General features: G+C 66.3%; 14 protein-coding genes and 1 tRNA gene. 6 read left to right on the top strand and 9 right to left on the bottom strand.

Annotated features, from left to right (window positions below; all coding sequences use genetic code 11):
- The first annotated feature begins 77 nt into the window (after window positions 1-77).
- The 4 genes from IWX75_RS05475 (at window position 78) to hrpA (ending at window position 6,749) form a co-directional block, all read left to right on the top strand.
- Window positions 78-150 (top strand) — tRNA-Arg (locus IWX75_RS05475).
- Window positions 151-386: 236 nt separating this feature from the next.
- Complete coding sequence (locus IWX75_RS05470) at window positions 387-1,712, top strand: DUF2252 domain-containing protein (RefSeq protein WP_196821213.1); 1,326 nt, start codon at window positions 387-389, stop codon at window positions 1,710-1,712.
- 38 nt (window positions 1,713-1,750) lie between these two features.
- Window positions 1,751-2,746: a helix-turn-helix transcriptional regulator gene (locus tag IWX75_RS05465; RefSeq protein ID WP_196821212.1), complete on the top strand. Its 996-nt coding sequence runs from the start codon at window positions 1,751-1,753 to the stop codon at window positions 2,744-2,746.
- 13 nt (window positions 2,747-2,759) lie between these two features.
- On the top strand, window positions 2,760-6,749 hold the full coding sequence (gene hrpA / locus IWX75_RS05460) for an ATP-dependent RNA helicase HrpA (RefSeq protein WP_196821211.1): 3,990 nt from the start codon (window positions 2,760-2,762) through the stop codon (window positions 6,747-6,749).
- Window positions 6,750-6,810: 61 nt separating this feature from the next.
- Here the strand turns inward: hrpA and IWX75_RS05455 are convergent, their stop codons facing one another.
- The 3 genes from IWX75_RS05455 to IWX75_RS05445 all read right to left on the bottom strand — a co-directional run bounded on the left by IWX75_RS05455 (window position 6,811) and on the right by IWX75_RS05445 (window position 9,048).
- Window positions 6,811-7,239 carry an HIT family protein gene (locus tag IWX75_RS05455; RefSeq protein WP_196821210.1) on the bottom strand — a complete coding sequence of 143 codons (429 nt, stop codon included), beginning with the start codon at window positions 7,237-7,239 and terminating at the stop codon, window positions 6,811-6,813.
- A 173-nt stretch (window positions 7,240-7,412) separates the two neighbouring features.
- On the bottom strand, window positions 7,413-8,243 hold the full coding sequence (locus IWX75_RS05450) for a sulfurtransferase (RefSeq protein WP_196821209.1): 831 nt from the start codon (window positions 8,241-8,243) through the stop codon (window positions 7,413-7,415).
- Window positions 8,244-8,388: 145 nt separating this feature from the next.
- Window positions 8,389-9,048, bottom strand: coding sequence for an MBL fold metallo-hydrolase (locus tag IWX75_RS05445; protein ID WP_196821208.1), 660 nt, complete (start codon window positions 9,046-9,048; stop codon window positions 8,389-8,391).
- Between the two features lie 92 nt (window positions 9,049-9,140).
- On the opposite strand from IWX75_RS05445, the gene IWX75_RS05440 reads away from it, so the two are divergent.
- Window positions 9,141-9,584: a Fur family transcriptional regulator gene (locus IWX75_RS05440; RefSeq protein ID WP_196821207.1), complete on the top strand. Its 444-nt coding sequence runs from the start codon at window positions 9,141-9,143 to the stop codon at window positions 9,582-9,584.
- A 19-nt stretch (window positions 9,585-9,603) separates the two neighbouring features.
- Here the strand turns inward: IWX75_RS05440 and IWX75_RS05435 are convergent, their stop codons facing one another.
- The 6 genes from IWX75_RS05435 to IWX75_RS05410 all read right to left on the bottom strand — a co-directional run bounded on the left by IWX75_RS05435 (window position 9,604) and on the right by IWX75_RS05410 (window position 17,020).
- On the bottom strand, window positions 9,604-10,482 hold the full coding sequence (locus IWX75_RS05435; RefSeq protein WP_196821206.1) for a metal ABC transporter permease: 879 nt from the start codon (window positions 10,480-10,482) through the stop codon (window positions 9,604-9,606).
- Window position 10,483: 1 nt separating this feature from the next.
- On the bottom strand, window positions 10,484-11,269 hold the full coding sequence (locus tag IWX75_RS05430) for a metal ABC transporter ATP-binding protein (protein WP_196821387.1): 786 nt from the start codon (window positions 11,267-11,269) through the stop codon (window positions 10,484-10,486).
- Between the two features lie 176 nt (window positions 11,270-11,445).
- Complete coding sequence (locus tag IWX75_RS05425; RefSeq protein WP_196821205.1) at window positions 11,446-12,474, bottom strand: metal ABC transporter solute-binding protein, Zn/Mn family; 1,029 nt, start codon at window positions 12,472-12,474, stop codon at window positions 11,446-11,448.
- A gap of 191 nt (window positions 12,475-12,665) precedes the next feature.
- The gene (locus IWX75_RS05420; protein ID WP_196821204.1) at window positions 12,666-13,757 is read right to left on the bottom strand and encodes a hemolysin family protein; all 1,092 of its coding nucleotides are present in this window, start codon (window positions 13,755-13,757) and stop codon (window positions 12,666-12,668) included.
- On the bottom strand, window positions 13,754-15,187 hold the full coding sequence (locus IWX75_RS05415) for a hemolysin family protein (protein WP_196821203.1): 1,434 nt from the start codon (window positions 15,185-15,187) through the stop codon (window positions 13,754-13,756). The genes IWX75_RS05420 and IWX75_RS05415 overlap by 4 nt, the downstream gene beginning before the upstream one ends.
- A 378-nt stretch (window positions 15,188-15,565) precedes the next feature.
- On the bottom strand, window positions 15,566-17,020 hold the full coding sequence (locus tag IWX75_RS05410) for a GuaB1 family IMP dehydrogenase-related protein (RefSeq protein WP_196821202.1): 1,455 nt from the start codon (window positions 17,018-17,020) through the stop codon (window positions 15,566-15,568).
- Window positions 17,021-17,236: 216 nt separating this feature from the next.
- Here IWX75_RS05410 and IWX75_RS05405 point away from each other — a divergent pair, with 216 nt between their 5' ends.
- Window positions 17,237-21,049, top strand: a complete 3,813-nt coding sequence (locus IWX75_RS05405; RefSeq protein WP_196821201.1) for a multifunctional oxoglutarate decarboxylase/oxoglutarate dehydrogenase thiamine pyrophosphate-binding subunit/dihydrolipoyllysine-residue succinyltransferase subunit — start codon at window positions 17,237-17,239, stop codon at window positions 21,047-21,049.
- Window positions 21,050-21,139: the final 90 nt, after the last annotated feature.

Raw genomic sequence — 21,139 nt, 5'->3', positions numbered from 1 at the left:
CGTCGGCGTTTTCGCCGGGCATCGTCCACCTGCTAAGCTCGATAAGTCCTCTTGAGGGCGCGCTTGTCGCGTCCTTTGCCTTCGTAGCTCAGGGGATAGAGCGTCCGCCTCCGGAGCGGAAGGTCGTAGGTTCGAATCCTATCGAGGGCACCGAAGCAGCAGGGAAGTTCCTGTAGCGGGAAGGAACCGCCGTCGTCCTGAAAAGGACGGCGGCGGTTTCTCGTTTCCTGCTGGAGCGGCCAGTCGGTGAACCGTCCCCACGCCACCAAGACGGCAAGGACCGACGCCACACCTGCAGTCCTCGCACAGGCTGGCTTTCCCGTCCGCGGGAAGTTCGGAAAGCACTTCCTCAGCGGGGCACCAGCCGGCGCTTGTAGGCTGTCCCGATGGCCGATACAACTCCCCGTCAGCAGCACATCATCGACACCCTCGTGGAAGCTCACGACAATCTCATGCAGGCTGATCCGCGCGCATTCCGGGCGCGGTTCCGGAAAATGGCCGCTGATCCCTACGCGTTCTATCGCGGCAGCGCCTCGATCTTCTACTCCGACATGAAGGAGCTGCGGGATCCCTGGGCTGACGAGCAGACCGGTCGGGTGTGGATCCACGGAGACCTGCATGCCGAGAATTTCGGCACCTACATGAACAACGAAGGCAAGCTGACCTTCGACGTCAACGACTTCGATGAAGCCTACGTCGGGCATTTCTCGTGGGACCTGCGGCGCTTCGCGGCCTCCCTGACGCTGCTGTGCTGGCAGAAGGCGCTTCCCGCCGAAGCCACTCGCAGGCTCGCGCGGACCTATCTGGAGGCCTACCTCGCAAGGGTTTCCGACTATGTGCTCGATGAGCGGTCCGACTTCTCCTTCGGCCTGCACAATGCCGAGGGGACCATCTACCAGATCCTCCAGGTGGCACGAGCTGCGAAACGGACCCAGCTCCTCGATTCGTTGACCATGATCGAGGACTACGAGCGCCAGTTCCGCGATGACGGGTCCATCCGGCAGCTGGATGCCGCCGAGCGGCGCAAGGTGGAAAAGGCGTTCGAGGACTACCTCGAAACGATCCCCGGCCAGGAACGTGCGCGGCGGAGGGTGTTCTTCAGGGTCAAGGGCATCGTGGGCAAGAAGGGCTTCGGCATCGGCAGCGCCGGACTACCCACCTACAACATCCTGATCGAGGGCTTCGACGAGGCCCAGGAGAACGACATCATCCTGACGATGAAACAGTCGAATATCGCCGCACCCAGCCGGATCGTCATGGATCAGCGGATCCGGGACTACTTCCTGGACGACGGACACCGGGCCGTCATCAGCCAGCGGTCACTTCAGACCCACACCGACCCTTTCCTCGGCTACACCACGCTCGACGGTACGTCCTTCGTCGTCTCCGAGCTGTCCCCCTACAAGCGCGATCTCGACTGGGAGGACCTCACGGAGCCCGGCGACATGGAACCGATCCTCAGGAGCCTCGGCCAGGCAACGGCAAAGATCCATTGCTCCACGGACCAGGACAGCGACCACGATCTCGTCCCCTTCCGCACGGAGGTCGCCATCACCGAAGCACTGGATGGCAGGGAGGAGGAGTTCATCGAGGACATCATTCGTTTCGCGGAGGAGTATGCCGCCACCGTCCGCAACGACCACGCGCTCTTCGTGGACGGCTTCCGGGAAGGGAAGATCACCGCAGTACCGGCGACCATCCCCAGCCCGTGAGGACAGGAACTGTCCTCGTTAGCGGGTAGCTTGGAACCATGCTCGAGACCTCGGCGCGGCTCCTGCACCTGCTGTCCCTCCTCCAGATGAGGCGGGAATGGACGGGCCCTGCACTCGCTGTACGCATGGAGGTCACCGAGCGCACAGTGCGCCGGGATATCGGAAAGCTGCGCACCCTCGGCTACCCCATCCAGGCATCCCCCGGCGTTGCGGGTGGCTATCAGCTGGGCGCGGGCGCCCAGCTTCCGCCGCTGCTCCTTGATGATGACGAAGCCCTCGCCGTGGCCATCGGCCTCACCGCGGTCACCGCCAGCCCCGTCGCGGGCGTCGGCGAGGCCTCGGTACGGGCCCTGACGAAACTGGAACAGGTACTGCCCTCGCGCCTCCGTCCGAAGTTCGCCGGCCTCCGGTCGGCGGTGACACGCATGGCAGCAGCAAGCACGCCCGTCAGTCCCGAGATTCTGACGGCACTGTCGGCAGCCATCACCGAACGGCGCTGTGTGGCCTTCCGGTACGAGAGGAACGACGGCGAATCATCGCACCGCCTCGTCGAGCCCTACCGCCTCGTCGATACCGGCAGGCGCTGGTACCTCGTGGCGTGGGACGCCACTCGACAGGACTGGCGCACCTTCAGGGTGGACCGGTGCAGGAGTGTTCCTGTGCAGCGGATGCGGTTCCTTCCGCGCCCGCTGCCCGCCGCCGACCTCGCGAAGTACGTCCAGCAGTCCATCACGCGCTCGCCCTATCTGTACGACGCCGTCATCCGTTTCCGGGCACCCCTCGCGGACGTCCAGCAGCGGATTCCACCAGATATCGCCGAACTGGAGGCGGACGGCGAACAGCACACCATCCTTCGCGCCGGATTCGACTCGCTCAATTACCCGCTGGCACACCTTGCCGCCCTCGATCTCGACTTCGAGATCCTCGAGCCTCCACTCATGCGGGAGCAGGCCCGACAGCTGGCGTCGAGGCTCCAGCGCGCGGCAGGTGGACCCCTCGGTCCAGGTGACGGGGAACCACCCGCCACACCCTAGAATTGGGGTAACTATGGCACTGACTATTTCCTACCCCGCCGAACTTCCGGTCTCGGAACGCCGCGCGGACATCATGGCGGCGATCGCCGCGAACCAGGTCACCATCATCGCCGGTGAGACCGGCTCGGGAAAGACCACCCAGATCCCGAAGATGTGCCTCGAACTCGGCCTTGCCGAACGCGGCCTCATCGGCCATACCCAGCCGAGGCGCCTCGCTGCTCGCACTGTTGCCGAGCGCATCGCCGAGGAGCTCGACGTGAAGCTGGGCGCGGAAGTGGGCTACCAGGTGCGGTTCACCGGAGAGGTGAGCCGCAGCACCAAGATCAAGCTGATGACCGACGGCATCCTCCTTGCCGAGATCCAGCACGACCGCATGCTGCGCAAGTACAGCACCATCATCATCGACGAGGCCCACGAGCGCAGCCTGAACATCGACTTCATCCTCGGTTACCTCAAGCGTGTCCTGCCGCAGCGTCCGGACCTGAAGGTGATCATCACCTCGGCCACCATCGATCCGGAACGTTTCGCGCAGCACTTCGCCGCCGACGCCGCCCTGGCGGAGACCACGCCGGCGCCGATCATCGAGGTCTCGGGCCGCACCTATCCCGTGGAGATCCGTTACCGGCCGCTCGACCAGCCCGCCGGTGGTGCTTCCGACGACGGCGACGGACCGGACAGTGAACTCGAGGAGGAACGCGATCCGCTCGACGCCGTGTGCGACGCCGTCGACGAACTCGCGTTCGAAGCGCCGGGGGACATCCTGGTGTTCTTCTCCGGCGAACGGGAGATCCGCGATGCCGCCGATGCCCTGAGGGCGCGCGTCCAGACGAACTCCCGGCTCCGCGGCACCGAGATCCTCCCCCTCTTCGCACGGCTGTCCCTCCAGGAACAGCACCGGGTCTTCAGCACGGGCAGCGCGGGCCGCCGGATCGTCCTGGCCACGAACGTCGCTGAAACCTCCCTGACGGTTCCCGGGATCAAATATGTGATCGACACCGGCACCGCCCGCATCTCGCGCTATTCGCACCGCACCAAGGTGCAGCGCCTCCCGATCGAGCGGGTGTCCCAGGCCTCCGCCAACCAGCGGTCCGGCAGGTGCGGGCGGGTCTCCGACGGCATCGCCATCCGCCTGTACTCGGAGGAGGACTACGGCTCGCGCAGGCCCTTCACCGATCCGGAGATCCTGCGCACCAGCCTTGCCGCCGTCATCCTCCAGATGACGGCGATGGGCGTGACGCGGGGTCCGCGGGACGTCGCCGAATTCCCCTTCGTCGAGCCGCCGGACTCGAAAGCCATCAACGACGGCGTGACCCTCCTCAAGGAGCTGGGCGCCCTGAAGGACGACGGCGGTCTCTCCGGCGTGGGACGAAAGCTCGCCCAGCTCCCGGTGGACCCCCGGCTGGGCCGCATGATCGTGGAGGCCGGAAAGCGCGGCTGTGTCCGTGAGGTGATGGTGCTCGCCGCGGCCCTGACCATCCAGGACCCCCGTGAACGCCCGCAGGCCGACCAGGCTGCGAAGCTGCAGACGGCGACCGAGAAGCACAAGCGCTTCCTCGACGAGAATTCGGACTTCACGGCCTACCTCAACCTGTGGCGCTACCTTCAGGAGCAGCAGAAGGAACTGTCGTCGACGCAGTTCCGCAAACTGTGCCGCAACGAATACATCAACTACCTCCGCGTCCGTGAGTGGCAGGATCTTTTCGCCCAACTCCGGCAGCTCGCGAAGCCCCTCGGCATTACGCTCTCCGCTGGGGAGGTGGACCCTGTGGGGTTGAGCGACGCGGTCCATATCAGCCTTCTCTCCGGGCTGCTGAGCCATATCGGCCTGTATGACCAGCGCAAGCGTGAATACGCGGGAGCCCGCGGCACCAGGTTCGCCGTGTTCCCCGGTTCAGCCCTGTTCAAGAAATCCCCCGACTGGGTCATGGCCGCCGAACTCGTCGAGACCTCACGGCTCTGGGCGAGGGTGGCTGCGCGGTTCGACCCGCTCTGGGCGGAGGAGGTAGCCCCGAACCTCGTCAAGCGCAGCTACAGCGAACCCCACTGGTCCCGGAAGTCCGGCTCGGTGATGGCGTATGAGAAGGTCACACTCTATGGCGTGCCGATCGTGCCGCAGCGCCGGATCAACTATGGGCGCGTCGACCCGGAAGTTGCCCGCGAGCTGTTCATCCGCCATGCACTCGTCGAGGGCGACTGGAAGACGCACCACAAGTTCTTCGCCCGCAACACCGCACGGCTCGCCGAGATCGAGGAACTCGAGAACCGGCTGCGCCGCAGGGACCTCCGGGTGGATGACGAGACGCTGTTCGAGTTCTACGACGCGCGGCTCGGCCCCGAGGTGGTCTCGGAGCGGCACTTCGACACATGGTGGAAGCAGGCACGGCAGGACAACCCGGAGCTGCTCGATTTCAAGCCCGAGGAGCTGCTGAGCGACGACGCCGACGGCCTCGATGAGGCAGCGTTTCCCACCAGCTGGCACCAGTCCGGTTTCGAGCTGCCCCTGCGCTACGAGTTCTCCCCGCTGACGACGGGAGCCGCCGACGGCGTCACGGTGACCATTCCGGTCCTCTTCCTCAACCAGCTCGAGGCGAAGCCTTTCCGGTGGCAGATCCCCGGGCTGCGCGTGGAGCTCGTGAGCGCACTCATCAAATCGCTGCCCAAGCAGGTGCGCAAGAATTTCATCCCCGCGCCGGATGTCGCGCGTTCGGCGGTCGAGGCCCTGACCACCGATTTCGACCCTGCTACCGATGACCTCGAACAATCGCTCGAGCTGGCGCTGCGCCGCCTCAAGGGGCACATCATTCCGCCGGGATCATGGAACTGGTCGGTGTTGCCCCCGCACCTGCTGATGACGTTCCGGATCGTCGACGCCAAGGGGCGGATCCTCGACGAGGGGCCCGATCTCGACGTCCTCAAGGAATCGCTCGCACCGGCAGTCAGCCGTGCCATCGCCGAGTCCCTCGGCGCCACGCCGGCCACCGCCGGGCCCGGCCGGAACGGCGCCCGGCTGCAGGCGGCGGATCCCGGAAAGCGGAGCCCTGTGGCCTCCCGCGCTCCGGGCTCCCCTGCGGGAACCCGCGGGTCCGGCACCCCTGACGGTGTCCGGGGCGCGCAGCCGGCCATCGCAGAGGTGACGGGACAGGTGTCCTGGACCTTCGGCACACTCCCCCGGGACGTGTCCCGCACTGTGGCCGGGCATCTGGTCACCGGCTACCCAGCCCTGGTGGATGAAGGCTCCTCAGTAGGACTGCGGGTCTTTCCCTCTGCTGGCGAGCAGGCGGAGGCCATGCGGGCCGGCGTCATCCGGTTGCTGTCCCTCCGCGTCCCGAGTCCCGCCAAGTACGTCCTTGAACACCTCAGCAACACCGAGAAACTCACCTTCAGCCAGAATCCGCACGGCAGCGTCGCGGAACTGATCCGGGACTGTTCACTGGCCGCCATCGACAAGCTGGTCCCGGAACAGCTGCCGTGGACCGAACAGGACTTCTCAAGCCTGTACGAGCAGGTGAGGGCCGAACTGATCGACACGGTCTTCACCGTCACGGCGACCGTGGAAACCATCCTGTCGAGCAACCGCCGCATCCAGAAGCAGCTCAAGGGCACCACGAGTCTTGCCCTGATCACTGCGCTGGGCGACGTCCGCAGCCAGCTCGAGCAACTCGTGTACCCGGGGTTCGTGGCGAAGACCGGATACGCCCAGCTGGCCCACCTCCCCCGCTACCTGCGCGGGATCGAGGTCCGGCTCGACAAGCTGACCTCCAACGTCCAGCGCGACGGCCTGAACACCGCGCTGGTCCAGCGCCTCGAGGATGAGTACGACGACGCCGCATCGGCCCTTGCCGCTTCAACCCGCCGGACGCCCCCGGGGCTGCTGAAGGTGCGCTGGATGCTCGAGGAACTGCGGATCAGCCTGTTCGCGCAGGAAGTGGGCACAGCCTACTCGGTGTCGGAGAAGCGCATCCGCACCGCCCTGAACGACGCCCTGAGCGCGAAGGCGGCCTAGCCGTACCGTTCAGGTCCGCGGAGATCCGGCACTCCGACCGGCACCTGATCCCGTCCGGCGCCTACCCGGCAGGGACGTGATTCCCGTAGCCCGCCGCTCGGAGTGCTTCCCGGAGCGCCTGCGCGATCCGGTCCAGGTCCTGCGGGTCCGGAGAATGGTCGACGCGGTGGACATCGAAATCCTCCGGTCCCTGCGCAGGCCAGACATGAACGTGGAGGTGCGGTACCTCGAAGCCCTCAAGCAGCACGCCCACTCGTTTGGCGGCGAACAGCTCCTGCTGTGCAGTGCCGATATGCTGCGCCACGGCCATGAGGCGGGTCAGGGTCTCTGCATCGGCGTCGAGCCAGTGCTCGATCTCCCGGCGCGGGAGGACCAGCGCGTGGCCCGGCGTGATGGGAGCGATCGTGAGGATCGCCACCACCTCGTCATCCTCCCAGAGAAAACGGCCGGGAATCTCGCCGTTGATGATCTTCGTGAAAAGGGTGCTCACTCGTTCTCCTGACGTCGGGGTCGCCGGTGACTTGCGTTCGGGCACGGGGGTTCGCAGGGGCGGCGGTGCGGGGCGACCGGGAAGCATGTTCCGACGCTACCCGTGCCTCACCAGTGTTGGCCACCTGGAGGCACGGGCAGGTAAGCCCCCGCGGCGCGGCGGGGTGTGTCTCCTCAGGCGCCGGTCGCCACCGGAAGCTCGGCCCGCGAGGACCACTGCGACCAGGAGCCCGGGTACAGCGCCGCCGGGTACCCTGCTATCTCGAGTGCTGCGATCTCGTGGGCGGCAGTGATTCCGGAGCCGCAGTAGACGGCGATGGGCGCATTGCCGTCAGCGCCGAGCGCGGCGAACCTCGCGGCCAGCTCGGGCGCGGGCCGGAACCTCTTGTCCGGCTGGAGGTTCTCGGCAGTGGGCGCACTCCGTGCGCCGGGGATATGGCCGGCCTTCGCATCGACCGGCTCCACCTCACCGCGGAAGCGCTCAGCAGCGCGGGCATCGAGCAGCACTCCCTGCCACTGGAGACCGCTCAGGTCAGGAAGCTCGACGACCGGCATTGCACCGGAGCCCAGCGTCACTGCACCGAGGCAGTGCTGCTCCTCGCCGCCCTCGAGTTCGAAGCCTGCAGCACGCCAGGCGGACAGGCCGCCGTCGAGCAGTGCTACCGACGCAAAGCCCGCATCGCGGAGGAGCCACCACAGGCGGGCTGCGGCCAGGGTGCCGTTGTCGTCGTAGGCCACCACGACATCGCCGTCGTTGATGCCCCACTGGCGGGCTGCCTCCTGCAGCGCCTCGGGTTCGGGAAGCGGATGCCGTCCCGAACCGGGAAACGGCGCTGCACACAACTGGGTTTCAAGGTCCACATACACCGCTCCCGGGATGTGCGCTTCGCGGTAGTTCCGGTGGCCGTGGGGGTCTCCCAACACCCACCGGACATCCAGCAGAACCGTCTGCGCGCCGGAGGTCATCCGGTCCCGCAGCGTCTGCACGTTCATCAGAGTCTCCATCAAGATCTCCTTTTAGAATGTGACCGGCACCACGGCCGGTCCTGATGCCCGTCAGTTCACCACAGCCGCATCCGGATCACCAACCGGCGCGGGGTTGCACGCGTCGGATCGACGGCACTTCCCCTTTCCTGCGGGGAATCCGCTGCTAGACCTCGACGCTCTCACCGGGGGAAAGGTGCCGATAGGTGGAGCCGTATTCCGTGCCGATGCGCTTCACATGGTTTTCCACGAGGCCCAGCCCCGCGTCATTGAGCAGTGCGTCATGGATGGGGAACGCCTGCGGAGCACGGACGGCGACCACGAAGTCGATCACCTCGCCGACCTTCGACCAGGGGGCGTGGAGGGGCACCAGCAGGTTCTGCACCGAGATCCCGGAGGGAACCACGAAGGAATCCCCCGGGTGGAACACGTTGCCCTCGACGAGGTAGCCGACGTTCGCCACCATCGGAATCAGCGGATGGATCAACGCGTGCTGGCCGCCGAAGGTACGAACGGTGAACCCCGCCGCCATGAACTCGGAGTCGCTTTCCACGGGGTGCACGCGGCCGGCGGCGTGCTCGTCGAGCCGTGCCTGCAGCGACTGCGCAACCCCCGGCGGTGCCCACAGCTCAAGGTCCTTCTTCGCGCGCAGGGCGGCAACGACGGCGTCCTCGTCAAGATGGTCGGCGTGCTCGTGGGTGATGAGCACTGCCTGGGCACCGTCGAGGGCTTCGTCCACCTCGGAGAAGGAACCCGGATCGAACACCAGCACCGAACCCTCGCGCTCGAGGCGGACACAGGCGTGCGTGAACTTCGTCAGCTTCATACCCGACAGACTACCGCCGTGCCGCTGATAATCTGGAGGAGAAAAGCCGGCCCGATCAACGAGCCGGCACCTTCGCTGAAAAGGACATTTCCATGCCGCCCGAAGCGGAGCAGCCTACCCGCCGGGGTTCCGAACAACGGGTGACCAAGCAGCGCCGTGCCGTGAGCGCCGCGCTGGACAGTCTCCCCGATTTCGTGAGTACCCAGGAGCTGCACCGGGTCCTGCACGGCAGGGGTGAATCGGTGTCCCTTGCCACGGCGTACCGGATCCTCCAGTCGATGGCGGACGACGGCCTCGTCGACGTGCTGCGTAACGGCGACGGCGAAGCCGTCTACCGGCGCTGTGCGGCTCCCCACCACCACCATCACCTGCTGTGCCGCAACTGCGGACGCGCCGTCGAGATCGAGGCGCCGGCCGTGGAGCAGTGGGCCGCTCGCACTGCCGCCGAGTTCGGCTTCACCGAGGTGGCGCACACCGTGGAGATCTACGGCCTGTGTCCCGAATGCTCGGCGCAGAAGGCCGCCGGCTCACACTGACTCATCCCACTGAGCGTCGTCAGGCAGGTACTGCGGCGCTGTGCGCGGTTGGTCGCGCCCGTCCGCAGCGGCTGGCGATCACCCTGCATGCCAGGTAGAGCGCGAACGAGATAGTGGTGACATAGGGGCTGATGGGTATGCGGCCCCCGAGCGCCAGGAGAATACCGCCCACCACTGAGGTACAGGCGAAGAGAATGCTCAACAGCACGACCACTCCGGGGTGGGAGGACACTTTCAATGCGGCGGCAGCCGGCGTGATGAGCAGGGCAAGGACCAGCAGGGCGCCCACCACCTGGATGGACAGGGCGACCGCCACGCCGAGAAGCACCATGAAGACGATCGACAGTCCCCGCACCGGCACACCGCGCGCCTCGGCGAGGTCGGCGTCGGCGCTGGCAAAGGTGAGCGGTCGCCAGATGGCGACCAGGGCACCCATCACGACGACGGCGCAGCCGACCAGCAGGTTCAACTGGACAGCGTCCACCGAGACGATCTGCCCGGTCAGGAGGCCGAATTTGTTGGCGGCCCGCCCCTCGTACAGCGCAAGGAACAGGATGCCGAGACCTAGACCGAACGGCATCACGACGCCGATGATCGAGTTCCGATCCCGGGCCCGGATTCCCATGACCCCGAGCACCAGTGCCGCGAGCACCGAGCCGACCAGTGAGCCGAACACCACGTTGGTACCCACCAGCAGCGCGAAGGCGGCACCGGCGAAGGAGAGTTCGGCGATCCCGTGCACGGCGAAGGCGAGGTCGCGCATCATGACGAACGTCCCGATGAGGCCGCCCAGCAGTCCCAGCACCGCCCCGGCTATCAGCGAGTTCTTCACCAGCGGCAGGAGTTCTGCGTAGTTGTCGAAGTTGAACACGGCATTGAGGAATTCCTGCAGGTCCATCTCAGTCCTCCGCGCCGTGGTGGTGGTGGGTGGTGGCGTCGGGCAGTCCCACCACGATGATCCGTCCGTCGTGATGGAGCACCTCGACCGGGCTGTTGTAGAGCTCCGAGAGGACCTCGCTGGTCATGACGTCCTTCGGTGCGCCCACCCGGAACTGACCGTTCGCGAGGTACAGGACGCGGTCCACGAAGTCGATGACCGGATTGATCTCGTGGGTGACGAAGACCACGGCGCTGTTCTTCTCGTGGCACTGCCGGTTGATCAGCGAACTCACCGCCTGCTGGTGGTGCAGGTCGAGGGACAACAGGGGTTCGTCGCACAGCAGGACACCCGGCTCGGTCGCCAGCGCCTGCGCCGCACGCAACCTCTGCTGCTCGCCCCCGGAGAGCCTACCGACAGGAGCATCGGCGTAGGAGGACGATCCCACCTCCGCCAGGAGGGCATCGACCCGCGCGTTGTGGGCACCGTTCCGGAGCCTCACTCCCCAGCGGTGGCCGTCCAGCCCGAGCCCCACCAGATCCCGGGCGCGCAGCGGTGTTTCCGGCGGGAAGGACTTCTGCTGGGGAATGTAACCGATCTGCCGGCTGCCCCGCTGGATCCGCCTGCCCTCGATTCGGGCGGTTCCGGTGTCGAGGTCCTGGAGGCCCAGCAGTACCTTAAGCAGACTCGTCTTTCCTGAGCCGTTCGGGCCGAGCACCGCAAGGAATTCACCCGGCATGATGTCGAGATCGAGTCCGCTCCACAGGGTGCGGGTGCCGAAGGAGAGCGACGCGTTCCTCAGGCTCACCACAGGTGTGGTCACGGTTTCTCCAGGTTGTACGTACTGCAGAGTCGGCAGGGGGATCACGCGGTACTACTTCCGGGTTGAATGCCGTCGGTCGCCGCGCTGGGACTTCTCAGTCAATCACAGCGCGGCGGCACGGAGGGAATGCTGGGTGGCGCCGATGAGGATTCCGCCGAAGGTCAGGTTCCCACGACCGCCGCGACGTTCGCGGTATTCGCCGTCATCCAGGAGAGGAAGTCCTCGCCGTCGGGCAGGGTTTCGGTGAAGTTGACCACAGGCACTCCGGCCTCGTCGGCCGCAGCCTTCACGGACTGCGTCTGCGGACCCTCCGTCTGGTTGTTGTAGGCGAGGAACCTCACCGACCCGGAGGCAACGAGCGTCTGCATTTCATCGAGCACCGCCACCGGCACATCCGTTTCCTCCTCGATCGCCTCGCTGTAGCCGGACGGCGTGACATTGACGAATCCTGCGGCCTCGAGCAGGTATACCGGCACCGGTTCGGTGACAGCCATGTCTCCCCCGCCGCCCGTTGCCCGGATATCGGCCAGCGAATCCTCGACGCCGCCAAGGCCCTCCTTGAAGGCGGCCGCGCGCTCCTCGTAGTCTCCGGCATTGGCTTCGTCCAGGCCCGCGAGTTTCCCTGCGATCGTGTCGGCGAGGCTGGACATTGCTGGAAGGTCGTACCAGACGTGCTCGTTGAACGAGCCGTGGGCGTGGCCTTCCTCCTCCGCGTGCTCTTCCTCGGCATGCTCTTCCTCGGCATGCTCTCCCTCCGCGTCCTCCTCCCCGGCGTGCTCGTCCGGTGCGCCCTCGAGTCCTGAGACGTCGACGGCGCTGACGATCGCGTCGTGGTCGATCTCCGTCTCGTCGGCGAGCCTGTGCAGGAAGGGGTCATAGCCGCCGCCGTTCTCGACGACAAGATCAGCTTTCGACACCGCGAGTTTGTCCTGGACCGTGGCTTCATAGGAGTGCGGGTCCTGGCTCAGGCTCGTGACGATGGCCGTCACCTCGACGTCGTCCCCGCCGATCGCCTCCGCGATGCTTCCGTAGACGTTCGTACTCGTCACCACCTGCAGCTTTCCGTCGGAGCTTCCCGACGGAGCGTCGGATGCGGTACCGGACCCGGTTCCGCATGCCGAGACCGACAGGGCAACGAGTGCAATGCCGGTGAGGAACTGGGTGGGTCGTCGCGTGGATCCGCGGTGCATGGGTGCCTCGATCACAGTAATGAGAATTGTTTACGTTAGTAACCAGTCTAACCTAACGCGAATCATTCGCAAACGGGTGTTCCGTGCCCCGAGACGGAATCGACGCACCATCCGCGTCGACGACGGGCGCCCCGGACAGAACCGGGGCGCCCATCGTTTCCTGCGGTGTTCGTCGAACCGGCCGGCTGAACCTAGCGGGACAGCCGCGCCTCGGGTTCGGTCACGCCCTCACCGGACCTGCGGGCACCCTGGTTCTGTGTGACGTCGCGGATCTCACCGATCAGCTGCTCGATGACGTCCTCGAGGAACAGCACTCCCTGCGTGCCGCCGTCCGGACCGAGCACGCGCGCCAGGTGGGAGCCGGTCTTCTGCATGACCGTGAGCGCATCCTCGATGCCGTCCTGCAGGTTGAGGTTGGCGAGGGTGCGGACCTTGTTCTCGGTGATGGGTTTCGAGTACATCGCCTGGGGCAGGGACATGATGTCCTTCAGGTGGATGTAGCCCGTGAGGTTGCTGCTCTCATCCACCAGGACGAAGCGTGAGAATCCGGTGCGGCCCACGGTCCTCTCGAAGTCCTCGGGGGTGGAATCCGTCCTCATCGTCACCAGCTCGGCGAGGGGGACCATCGAGGTCTCGGCCGTCTGCCCGGAGAATTCGAGCGCACCCGAGATAAGGCCCGATTCGTCGTCGACCAGGCCGCTCCTCGTCGATTCCTCGACGATCGACTGCACTTCCTCGAGGGTGAACGTCGAGGAGACCTCGTCCTTCGGGTCCACGCGCAGGGCCTTCAGGATATGGTTCGCCAACCAGTTGAGTGTCGAGATGACGGGATTGACCACCCGCGCGACCATCACCAGCGGCGGTGCCAGCAGGAGCGCGGCCTTGTCCGCCACCGACACCGAGATGTTCTTCGGCACCATCTCCCCGAACGTCACGTGCAGGAACGTCACCAGCAGCAGCGCAATGCCGAAGGCGATTCCATCAGCGAAACCAGCGGGGATTCCGACGGCCTCGAGCGGCACCACCAGCAGGTGGTGGATGGCGGGCTCGGCCACCTGGAGGATCAGCAGGGAACATACGGTGATTCCCAGCTGCGCGCAGGCGAGCATGAGCGAGACATGCTCCATGGCCCAGAGTGTGGTCTTGGCCCGCTTCGACCCCGCGTCAGCCAGGGGTTCGATCTGGCTGCGGCGGGCCGACATGACGGCGAATTCCGCACCGACGAAGAACGCGTTGCCCATCAGGAGCACGATCAGCCAAAGGATTCCAGCCCAGTCGCTCATCGCTTGCCTTCCTTGACCGCGGTGCTGCCGGAACGTCCGGCGCCGGTTGCGGCACCGCTCACCTGTGCTGCGCCGTCGGGTCCTCTACCGGTCCGGCCAACCCGGCCGGTGTCATCGGCGTCGTCCGCTGCAGCCGTCGCCGACGGCACGAAACGGACGCGGTCTATCCTGCGGCCGTCCATGCGCTCGATCTCGAGCATGCCGTTGTCGACTTCCACGCGGTCGCCCACTGCTCCCAGACGGCCCAGTTCGGCCATGACGAAACCACCCACCGTCTCGTAGCCCGCCTCGTCAGGCACCACGAGCAGGGGAATCTGCTCGCTGACCTCATCGGGTCGGAGGAGCGCCGGGAAATACCAGTCTCCGGTGGCGCTCTGCAGCACACCGGGCTTCAGCTTGTCGTGCTCGTCGGCGACCTCGCCGACGATCTCCTCGACGAGGTCCTCGAGCGTGGCAACACCGGCCGTGCCGCCGTACTCATCGAGGACCACTGCGAGCTGCAGGTTCGCGTCACGCAGTTCGCGCAGCAGCGAGTCGAGGTGCACCGTTTCAGGTACCCGCAGCACCTCCGTCATGATGGTGCCCGCAGGAAGCTTCGCGCGGCGGTCCCGCGGCACCGCCACCGCCTTCTTCACGTGCACCACACCGCGGATGTCGTCGGCGGAGTCGCCAATCAGGGGAAAGCGCGAGTAACCGGTGCGGCGGGCCAGTTCGACGACGTCGGCAACGGTCTGCTCCGAATCGATCGTCTCCATCCGGATGCGGGGCGTCATGACGTCGGCCGCGGTCCGTTCCGAGAACGCGAAGGTCCGGGCCAGGAAGTTCGCCGTCCCGGCATCGAGGGTTCCCATCTCCGCTGAGCGACGGACCAGCGAGGAAAGCTCGGAAGGGGTGCGCGCACCCGAGATCTCTTCCTTCGCCTCGAGCCCGAAAATGTTCAGCACCCGGTTCGAGAACCCGTTGAGCACGACGATCGCAGGCTTGAACACCGCCGTGAACAGCAGTTGGGGCCGGGCGAGGGTGCGGCCCACCTGGAACGGGAGGGAGATCGAGAGGTTCTTCGGCACCAGCTCGCCGATCAGCATCGACAGCAGTGTTGCGAGGGTCATGGCGATGACGATGGACACCGTGGCGACGGCCGGACCGGAAAGCCCCAGGCCGCCCAGCGGCCGCTGAAGCAGGCTCGCCACCGACGGTTCCATGACGTAGCCCGTCAGCAGCGTCGTCATCGTGATGCCCAATTGGCAGCTCGAGAGCTGCGTCGAAAGGGATTTCAGGCACCTCAGGAGGGGTTCGGCCTTTTTGTCGCCGGCGTCGACCGCGCGTTGCACATAGGTCTGGTCGAGTGCCACGAGCGAGAATTCGACGGCCACGAAGAAGCCGGTTCCGAGGACCAGCAGGATTCCCGCGGCCAGGTAGATCCATTCCATCAAGCTGCCACCGCCTGGAGCGGAATCGCAGCAGGTCTGGAAGCCGTCCGGTAGATCCTGGGTTCAGCGAAAGGAACGCCGGGTCTGGAGGGCTCCGCGAGCGGCTCCGCACCGGCGTCCCCGGCATCGGCCGGGGAGAAGTCCCCACCGCTTGCCGGAGCGCTGCAAAGGAGAAGATGGGCATGTAGTCGGGGTCTGCCGGCTCGAGGCGCGGGCATCGGACTGGACGAACCGAAGTTCGTCGTCACCTGGTGCCCCGCTGGCCGGCCCCTAGAGGAGCTGTCCATAAGGGCTCCAGTTTACCCGAGCTTCCCCGCGCTGCTCACCTTTTGCGCCCACAGTGAACCTGTGGCATTGCTCGCCACGGCGGTCAGGGAGTCACCAGCTCTGCTGGAGCGGGCGTCCCTCCTCGTAGCCGGCGGCGGACTGCACTCCGACGACGGCGCGCTCGTTGAATTCCCGCAGCGACCGTGCTCCTGCGTAGGTCATCGAACTGCGGACGCCGGCCGTGATCGAGTCCAGCAGATCCTCGACCCCCGGCCGCGCCGGATCGAGGTACATCTTCGAGGTCGAGATGCCCTCCTCGAACAGGCCCTTCCTGGCTCGCGCGAAGACGTCCTCGCGGCGCGTACGGTTCTGCACCGCCCGGGCGGAGGCCATCCCGAAGCTTTCCTTGTACTTGCGCCCGTTGCTGTCGGTCTGCAGATCGCCGGGGCTCTCATAGGTCCCTGCGAACCAGGAGCCGATCATGACCTGGCTCGCGCCCGCCGCAAGCGCCAGGGCGACGTCCCGCGGGTAACGGACCCCGCCGTCGGCCCAGACATGGGCTCCGAGGGCACGCGCGGCCTCCGCGCACTCGTACACCGCGGAGAACTGCGGGCGGCCGACGGCGGTCATCATCCGGGTGGTGCACATCGCCCCTGGTCCGACACCGACCTTCACGATACTGGCTCCGGCTTCCACGAGGTCGCGGACGCCGTCGGCGCTCACTACGTTCCCGGCGACGATCGGCACATGCGGATCAAGGCTTCGAACCGCCTTCAGTGCGTCGAGCATCTTGCGCTGGTGACCATGGGCCGTGTCCACGACGAGGACGTCGACGCCCGCTGCCAGCAGTGCGGACGCCTTGCCCTCGACATCGCCGTTGATGCCGACGGCAGCAGCCACCCGGAGGCGTCCGCGAGCATCCACCGCGGGATCGTAGATCGTCGACCGCAGCGCGCCGGTCCGGGTGATGACGCCCTGCAGCACGCCGTCCGCGTCGGTGACCGGGGCAAGCGGAACGCCTGCGCCGTCGAGCTCCTCGAAGGCCTCCTGGAGCGCGCGCGCCGGATCGGCGTCGAAGCGTCCCGCATCGATCCCGGCGGGAGCATCGCGCATGACCGCGCCGAGGGATGCGAACCGGTCCACCCCTTCGCAGTCGGAAGCGCGCACGATGCCCACACAGCGCCCGGCGTCGTCCACCACCACCACCGCGCCGTGGGCGCGCTTCTGGATCAGGTGCAGCGCATCGATCACCGTGTTCCCCTGCTGGAGCTTCAGGGGCGTCTCGAAGACGGGGTGCCTGCCCTTGACCCATTCCGTCACTTCGGCGATGACCTCGGACGGGATGTCCTGGGGCAGGACGGCGAGGCCGCCGCGCCGCGCCACGGTCTCCACCATGCGGCGGCCGGTCACCGCCGTCATGTTCGCGACGACCAGCGGGATGCTGGTCCCGGTGCCGTCATCGGACGAAAGGTCGACGTCGAAGCGGGAGAGGACCTCCGACGCGGACGGCACGAGGAACACATCCGAATAGGTCAGGTCAGTGGTCGGCTGGTTGATGAAGCGCATTTTTTCTCTCCCGGCGGTCGAAGTACCGCAAAGAGTCTAGTTGCAGAGGGCCGTGCCGCCGAATCCATGACAGCCGGGCGCCGCACCGGCAGCCCGCACAATTGGCTTGTTGTGAACTCCTGTCACTAGACTGGAACAGGGTCCACCGCCGGTCGCTTCGGCCGGGATTGCTGACCACACCGCGCTCAGGCAACTTACGGAAGAGGCGTATAACAAGTGCCAGATCAAACCAGCCACCGTCTACCTGAAGAATTCGGCGGAAATGAGTGGCTTGTTGATGAGCTTTACGAGCAGTTCCAGAAGGACCGCCACTCGGTGGACAAGAAGTGGTGGAACCTGTTCGACTCGTTCGGCTCGGAGAGCCGGCCGGCCGAGACAGGCGGCCCCGCAGCCCCGCAGAACGGAACTCCGCAGGCGGAAGCCCCGGCGACTCCCCCGCAGGCACCTGCTGATTCCCGGCCGGTGACCCGCGAACTGCCTGTCGTCCACACCGAGGCCGCCGCACCGAAAGCCTCCGGAGAATCCCCCGCCTCTGAGCAGGAATCCGGCAAACCGCCGGTGGCGAAGGAGCCCGCAGCGGCGGAGCAGAAGCCCGCCACTCCTCCCATCCCCGCCCAACTCCCCAAGTCGGCACGCAATACCGACATGGACGAAGACGCAGTGAAGCCGCTGCGCGGCCCGGCGAAGGCCATCGCCACCAACATGGAGGCGAGCCTCACGGTTCCCACCGCGACGAGCGTGCGCGCCATTCCGGCGAAGCTGCTGATCGACAACCGCGTGGTCATCAACAACCACCTCGCCCGCGCCCGTGGCGGCAAGGTGTCCTTCACCCACCTGATCGGCTACGCCATCATCCGCGCACTGGCCCAGTTCCCGTCGCAGAACGTGTACTACGACGTCGTGGACGGCAAGCCCTCGTCGGTGCAGCCGGCGCACGTCAACTTCGGCCTGGCCATCGACATGCCGAAACCGGACGGAACACGTTCACTCGTGGTGCCGAACATCAAGAAGGCCGAGAACATGAACTTCTCGGAGTTCTGGCACGCCTACGAGGAACTCGTGAAGAAGGCGCGCGGCGGCAAGCTCGGCGCGGACGACTACGCCGGCACCACTGTCTCCCTCACCAACCCGGGCGGAATCGGCACGGTGCACTCCGTCCCCCGTCTTTCCAAGGGCCAGGCCTGCATCATCGGAGCCGGAGCCCTCGAATACCCGGCCGCGTTCCAGGGCTCCAGCGACAAGACGCTGGCCCGCCACGCCATCAGCAAGACCATCACCCTGACCTCCACCTATGACCACCGGGTCATCCAGGGAGCCGGCAGCGGTGAGTTCCTGCGGATCATCCACCAGCTCCTGCTGGGCGAGCAGGGCTTCTACGACGAGATTTTCGAGTCACTGAGGATCCCGTACGAACCGGTGCGCTGGAGTGCCGACATCCAGGTCGATCCGATGGACGAGATCAACAAGGTAGCCCGGATCCAGCAGCTCATCCATGCCTACCGGGTGCGCGGCCACCTGATGGCGGACACCAACCCGCTGGAATACGTGCAGCGCAAGCACGCCGACCTCGATGTCCGTACGCACGGCCTCACCCTCTGGGACCTGGACCGCGAATGGCCCACCGGCGGTTTCGGCGGCAAGCCGTTGCTGAAGTTCCGTGACATGCTCGGCGTGCTCCGCGACGCCTACTGCCGCACCACCGGCATCGAGTACATGCACATCCAGGACCCGGTGGAGCGCCAGTGGTTCCAGGACGAGCTCGAGCACCCGTATTCCAAACCGAGCCGCGAGGAGCAACTGCGCATCCTGCACAAGCTGAACTCCGCCGAGGCGTTCGAGACCTTCCTGCAGACGAAGTTCGTGGGTCAGAAGCGGTTCTCCCTCGAAGGCGGCGAATCGCTGATTCCGCTGCTCGACGCAATCATCTCCGGAGCGGCCGACGACGGCCTCGACGAGGTGGCCGTCGGCATGGCACACCGTGGGCGCCTGAACGTGCTGACGAACATCGCCGGCAAGACCTACGCGCAGGTCTTCCGCGAGTTCGAGGGCACCCAGGATCCCCGCTCCGTGCAGGGCTCGGGCGATGTGAAGTACCACCTCGGAACCGAGGGCACCTTCACCTCCGACGCCGGGAACGAGACGCGGGTCTACCTCGCGGCCAACCCCTCGCACCTCGAGGCGGTGGATCCGGTGCTCGAGGGCATCGTCCGGGCCAAGCAGGATCTCCTCGACCAGGGCGACACCTTCCCGGTCCTCCCGATCCTGATCCACGGCGACGCCGCCTTCGCCGGCCAGGGAGTCGTCGCCGAGACGCTCAACCTCTCCCAGCTGCGCGGCTACCGCACGGGCGGCACCATCCACGTCATCGTCAACAACCAGGTGGGCTTCACGACGTCGCCGACGTCGTCGCGCTCGTCGGTGTATTCGACCGACGTCGCGAAGATGGTGCAGGCGCCGATCTTCCATGTCAACGGTGACGATCCCGAGGCCGTGGTCCGCGTGGCGCAGCTGGCGTACCAGTTCCGCCAGCGCTTCAACAAGGACGTCGTGATCGACATGGTGTGCTACCGCCGCCGTGGACACAACGAGGGCGATGACCCCTCGATGACCCAGCCGATGATGTACAACCTGATCGAGGCGAAGCGCTCGGTCCGCAAGCTCTACACCGAGGCGCTGATCGGCCGCGGTGACATCACGCAGGAAGAAGCCGAGCAGGCGCTGCGTGACTACCAGGAGCGGCTCGAGCGGGTCTTCGCGGAAACCCACGCAGCGCAGACCTCACCGATCCCCGTGGTCACCAAGGATCCGGCGGCGGTCTCCAACATCGAGCGGCCCTTCGCCCAGCAGTCCGATACGGGCACGGGGGCTCCGGCGACCACCGCGATCTCCCCCGAAACGCTCGCGCACATCGGCAAGTCCCATACGAGCATTCCCGAGGGCTTCACCGTGCACCCGAAGCTCAAGGCGCTGCTCGACAAGCGCGAGCAGATGTCACGCGAGGGAGGCATCGACTGGGGCTTCGGCGAGATCGCCGCCTTCGGTTCACTCCTCATGGAGGGTGTGCCGGTGCGTCTCGCCGGTCAGGACACCCGGCGCGGTACCTTCGTCCAGCGCCACGCAGTGTTCCACGACCGCGCAACGGGTGAGGAATGGCTGCCGCTCGGCGATCTGAGCAAGGGCCAGGCGAAGTTCTGGATCTACGATTCACTGCTGTCCGAATACGCGGCCATGGGCTTCGAGTACGGCTACTCGGTGGAGCGCCCCGATGCACTCGTGATCTGGGAAGCGCAGTTCGGCGATTTCGTCAACGGTGCCCAGACCATCATCGACGAGTTCCTCAGCTCGGCGGAGCAGAAGTGGGGCCAGCGCTCGTCGCTGGTGCTGATGCTTCCACACGGCTACGAAGGCCAGGGCCCCGACCACTCCTCCGCACGGATCGAACGTTTCCTGCAGATGTGTGCCGAGGAGAACATGGTGGTCGCCAACCCGAGCAGCGCGGCGTCGCACTTCCACCTCCTACGGCGCCACGCCTACAGCCGGCCGCGCAAGCCGCTGATCATCTTCACCCCCAAGCAGCTGCTGCGGCTCAAGGCAGCGGCAAGTTCGGTGGAGGACTTTACGCAGGGCAGCTTCCAGCCGGTCATCCCCGACACCCTCGAGGCGCCGGCCAACGACGTCGAGCGCGTCATCCTGGTGTCGGGCCGCCTGTACTACGATCTGTTGTCGTCGCGCCAGAAGACGGACGACCAGAAGACGGCGATCGTGCGCGTGGAGCAGCTGTACCCGCTTCCCGTGGCCGAGATCTCCGCGGCCCTGGATACCTACCCCAACGCAGAAGTGGTCTGGGCCCAGGATGAACCGGCCAACCAGGGCCCGTGGCCGTTCATCGGACTGAACCTCCCGCAGGAGCTGGATCGGAAGGTGCGGCTCGCCTCACGTCCGGCGTCGGCTGCCACCGCCACCGGTTCGGCGAAGCATCACGCAGTGGAGCAGGAGCTCCTGCTCCGTAAGGCGTTCGGCCGAAAGTAATCAGCCCATACGTATGATGTTGGGTGGGGCTTCGGCCCCACCCAACGCGTTTAAGGCAGGGTATGCCAGGTCTTCCGTTGATAGTCACGC

This window comes from Arthrobacter sp. CAN_A6 (assembly GCF_015751715.1).
In the GTDB taxonomy this organism is placed as follows: Bacteria; Actinomycetota; Actinomycetes; order Actinomycetales; family Micrococcaceae; genus Arthrobacter_D.
This window is presented reverse-complemented; position numbering and strand designations above follow the sequence as displayed.

Bases quoted from the DNA above. Each gene is read 5' to 3' on its own strand.
- IWX75_RS05470 (WP_196821213.1), top strand. From the start codon at position 387: ATGGCCGATACAACTCCCCGTCAGCAGCACATCATCGACACCCTCGTG.
- IWX75_RS05450 (WP_196821209.1), bottom strand. From the start codon at position 8,243: ATGGAGACTCTGATGAACGTGCAGACGCTGCGGGACCGGATGACCTCC.
- IWX75_RS05410 (WP_196821202.1), bottom strand. From the start codon at position 17,020: ATGCGCTTCATCAACCAGCCGACCACTGACCTGACCTATTCGGATGTG.
- IWX75_RS05435 (WP_196821206.1), bottom strand. From the start codon at position 10,482: ATGGACCTGCAGGAATTCCTCAATGCCGTGTTCAACTTCGACAACTAC.
- IWX75_RS05440 (WP_196821207.1), top strand. From the start codon at position 9,141: ATGCCGCCCGAAGCGGAGCAGCCTACCCGCCGGGGTTCCGAACAACGG.
- IWX75_RS05420 (WP_196821204.1), bottom strand. From the start codon at position 13,757: ATGAGCGACTGGGCTGGAATCCTTTGGCTGATCGTGCTCCTGATGGGC.
- IWX75_RS05465 (WP_196821212.1), top strand. From the start codon at position 1,751: ATGCTCGAGACCTCGGCGCGGCTCCTGCACCTGCTGTCCCTCCTCCAG.
- IWX75_RS05445 (WP_196821208.1), bottom strand. From the start codon at position 9,048: ATGAAGCTGACGAAGTTCACGCACGCCTGTGTCCGCCTCGAGCGCGAG.
- IWX75_RS05425 (WP_196821205.1), bottom strand. From the start codon at position 12,474: ATGCACCGCGGATCCACGCGACGACCCACCCAGTTCCTCACCGGCATT.
- hrpA (WP_196821211.1), top strand. From the start codon at position 2,760: ATGGCACTGACTATTTCCTACCCCGCCGAACTTCCGGTCTCGGAACGC.
- IWX75_RS05415 (WP_196821203.1), bottom strand. From the start codon at position 15,187: ATGGAATGGATCTACCTGGCCGCGGGAATCCTGCTGGTCCTCGGAACC.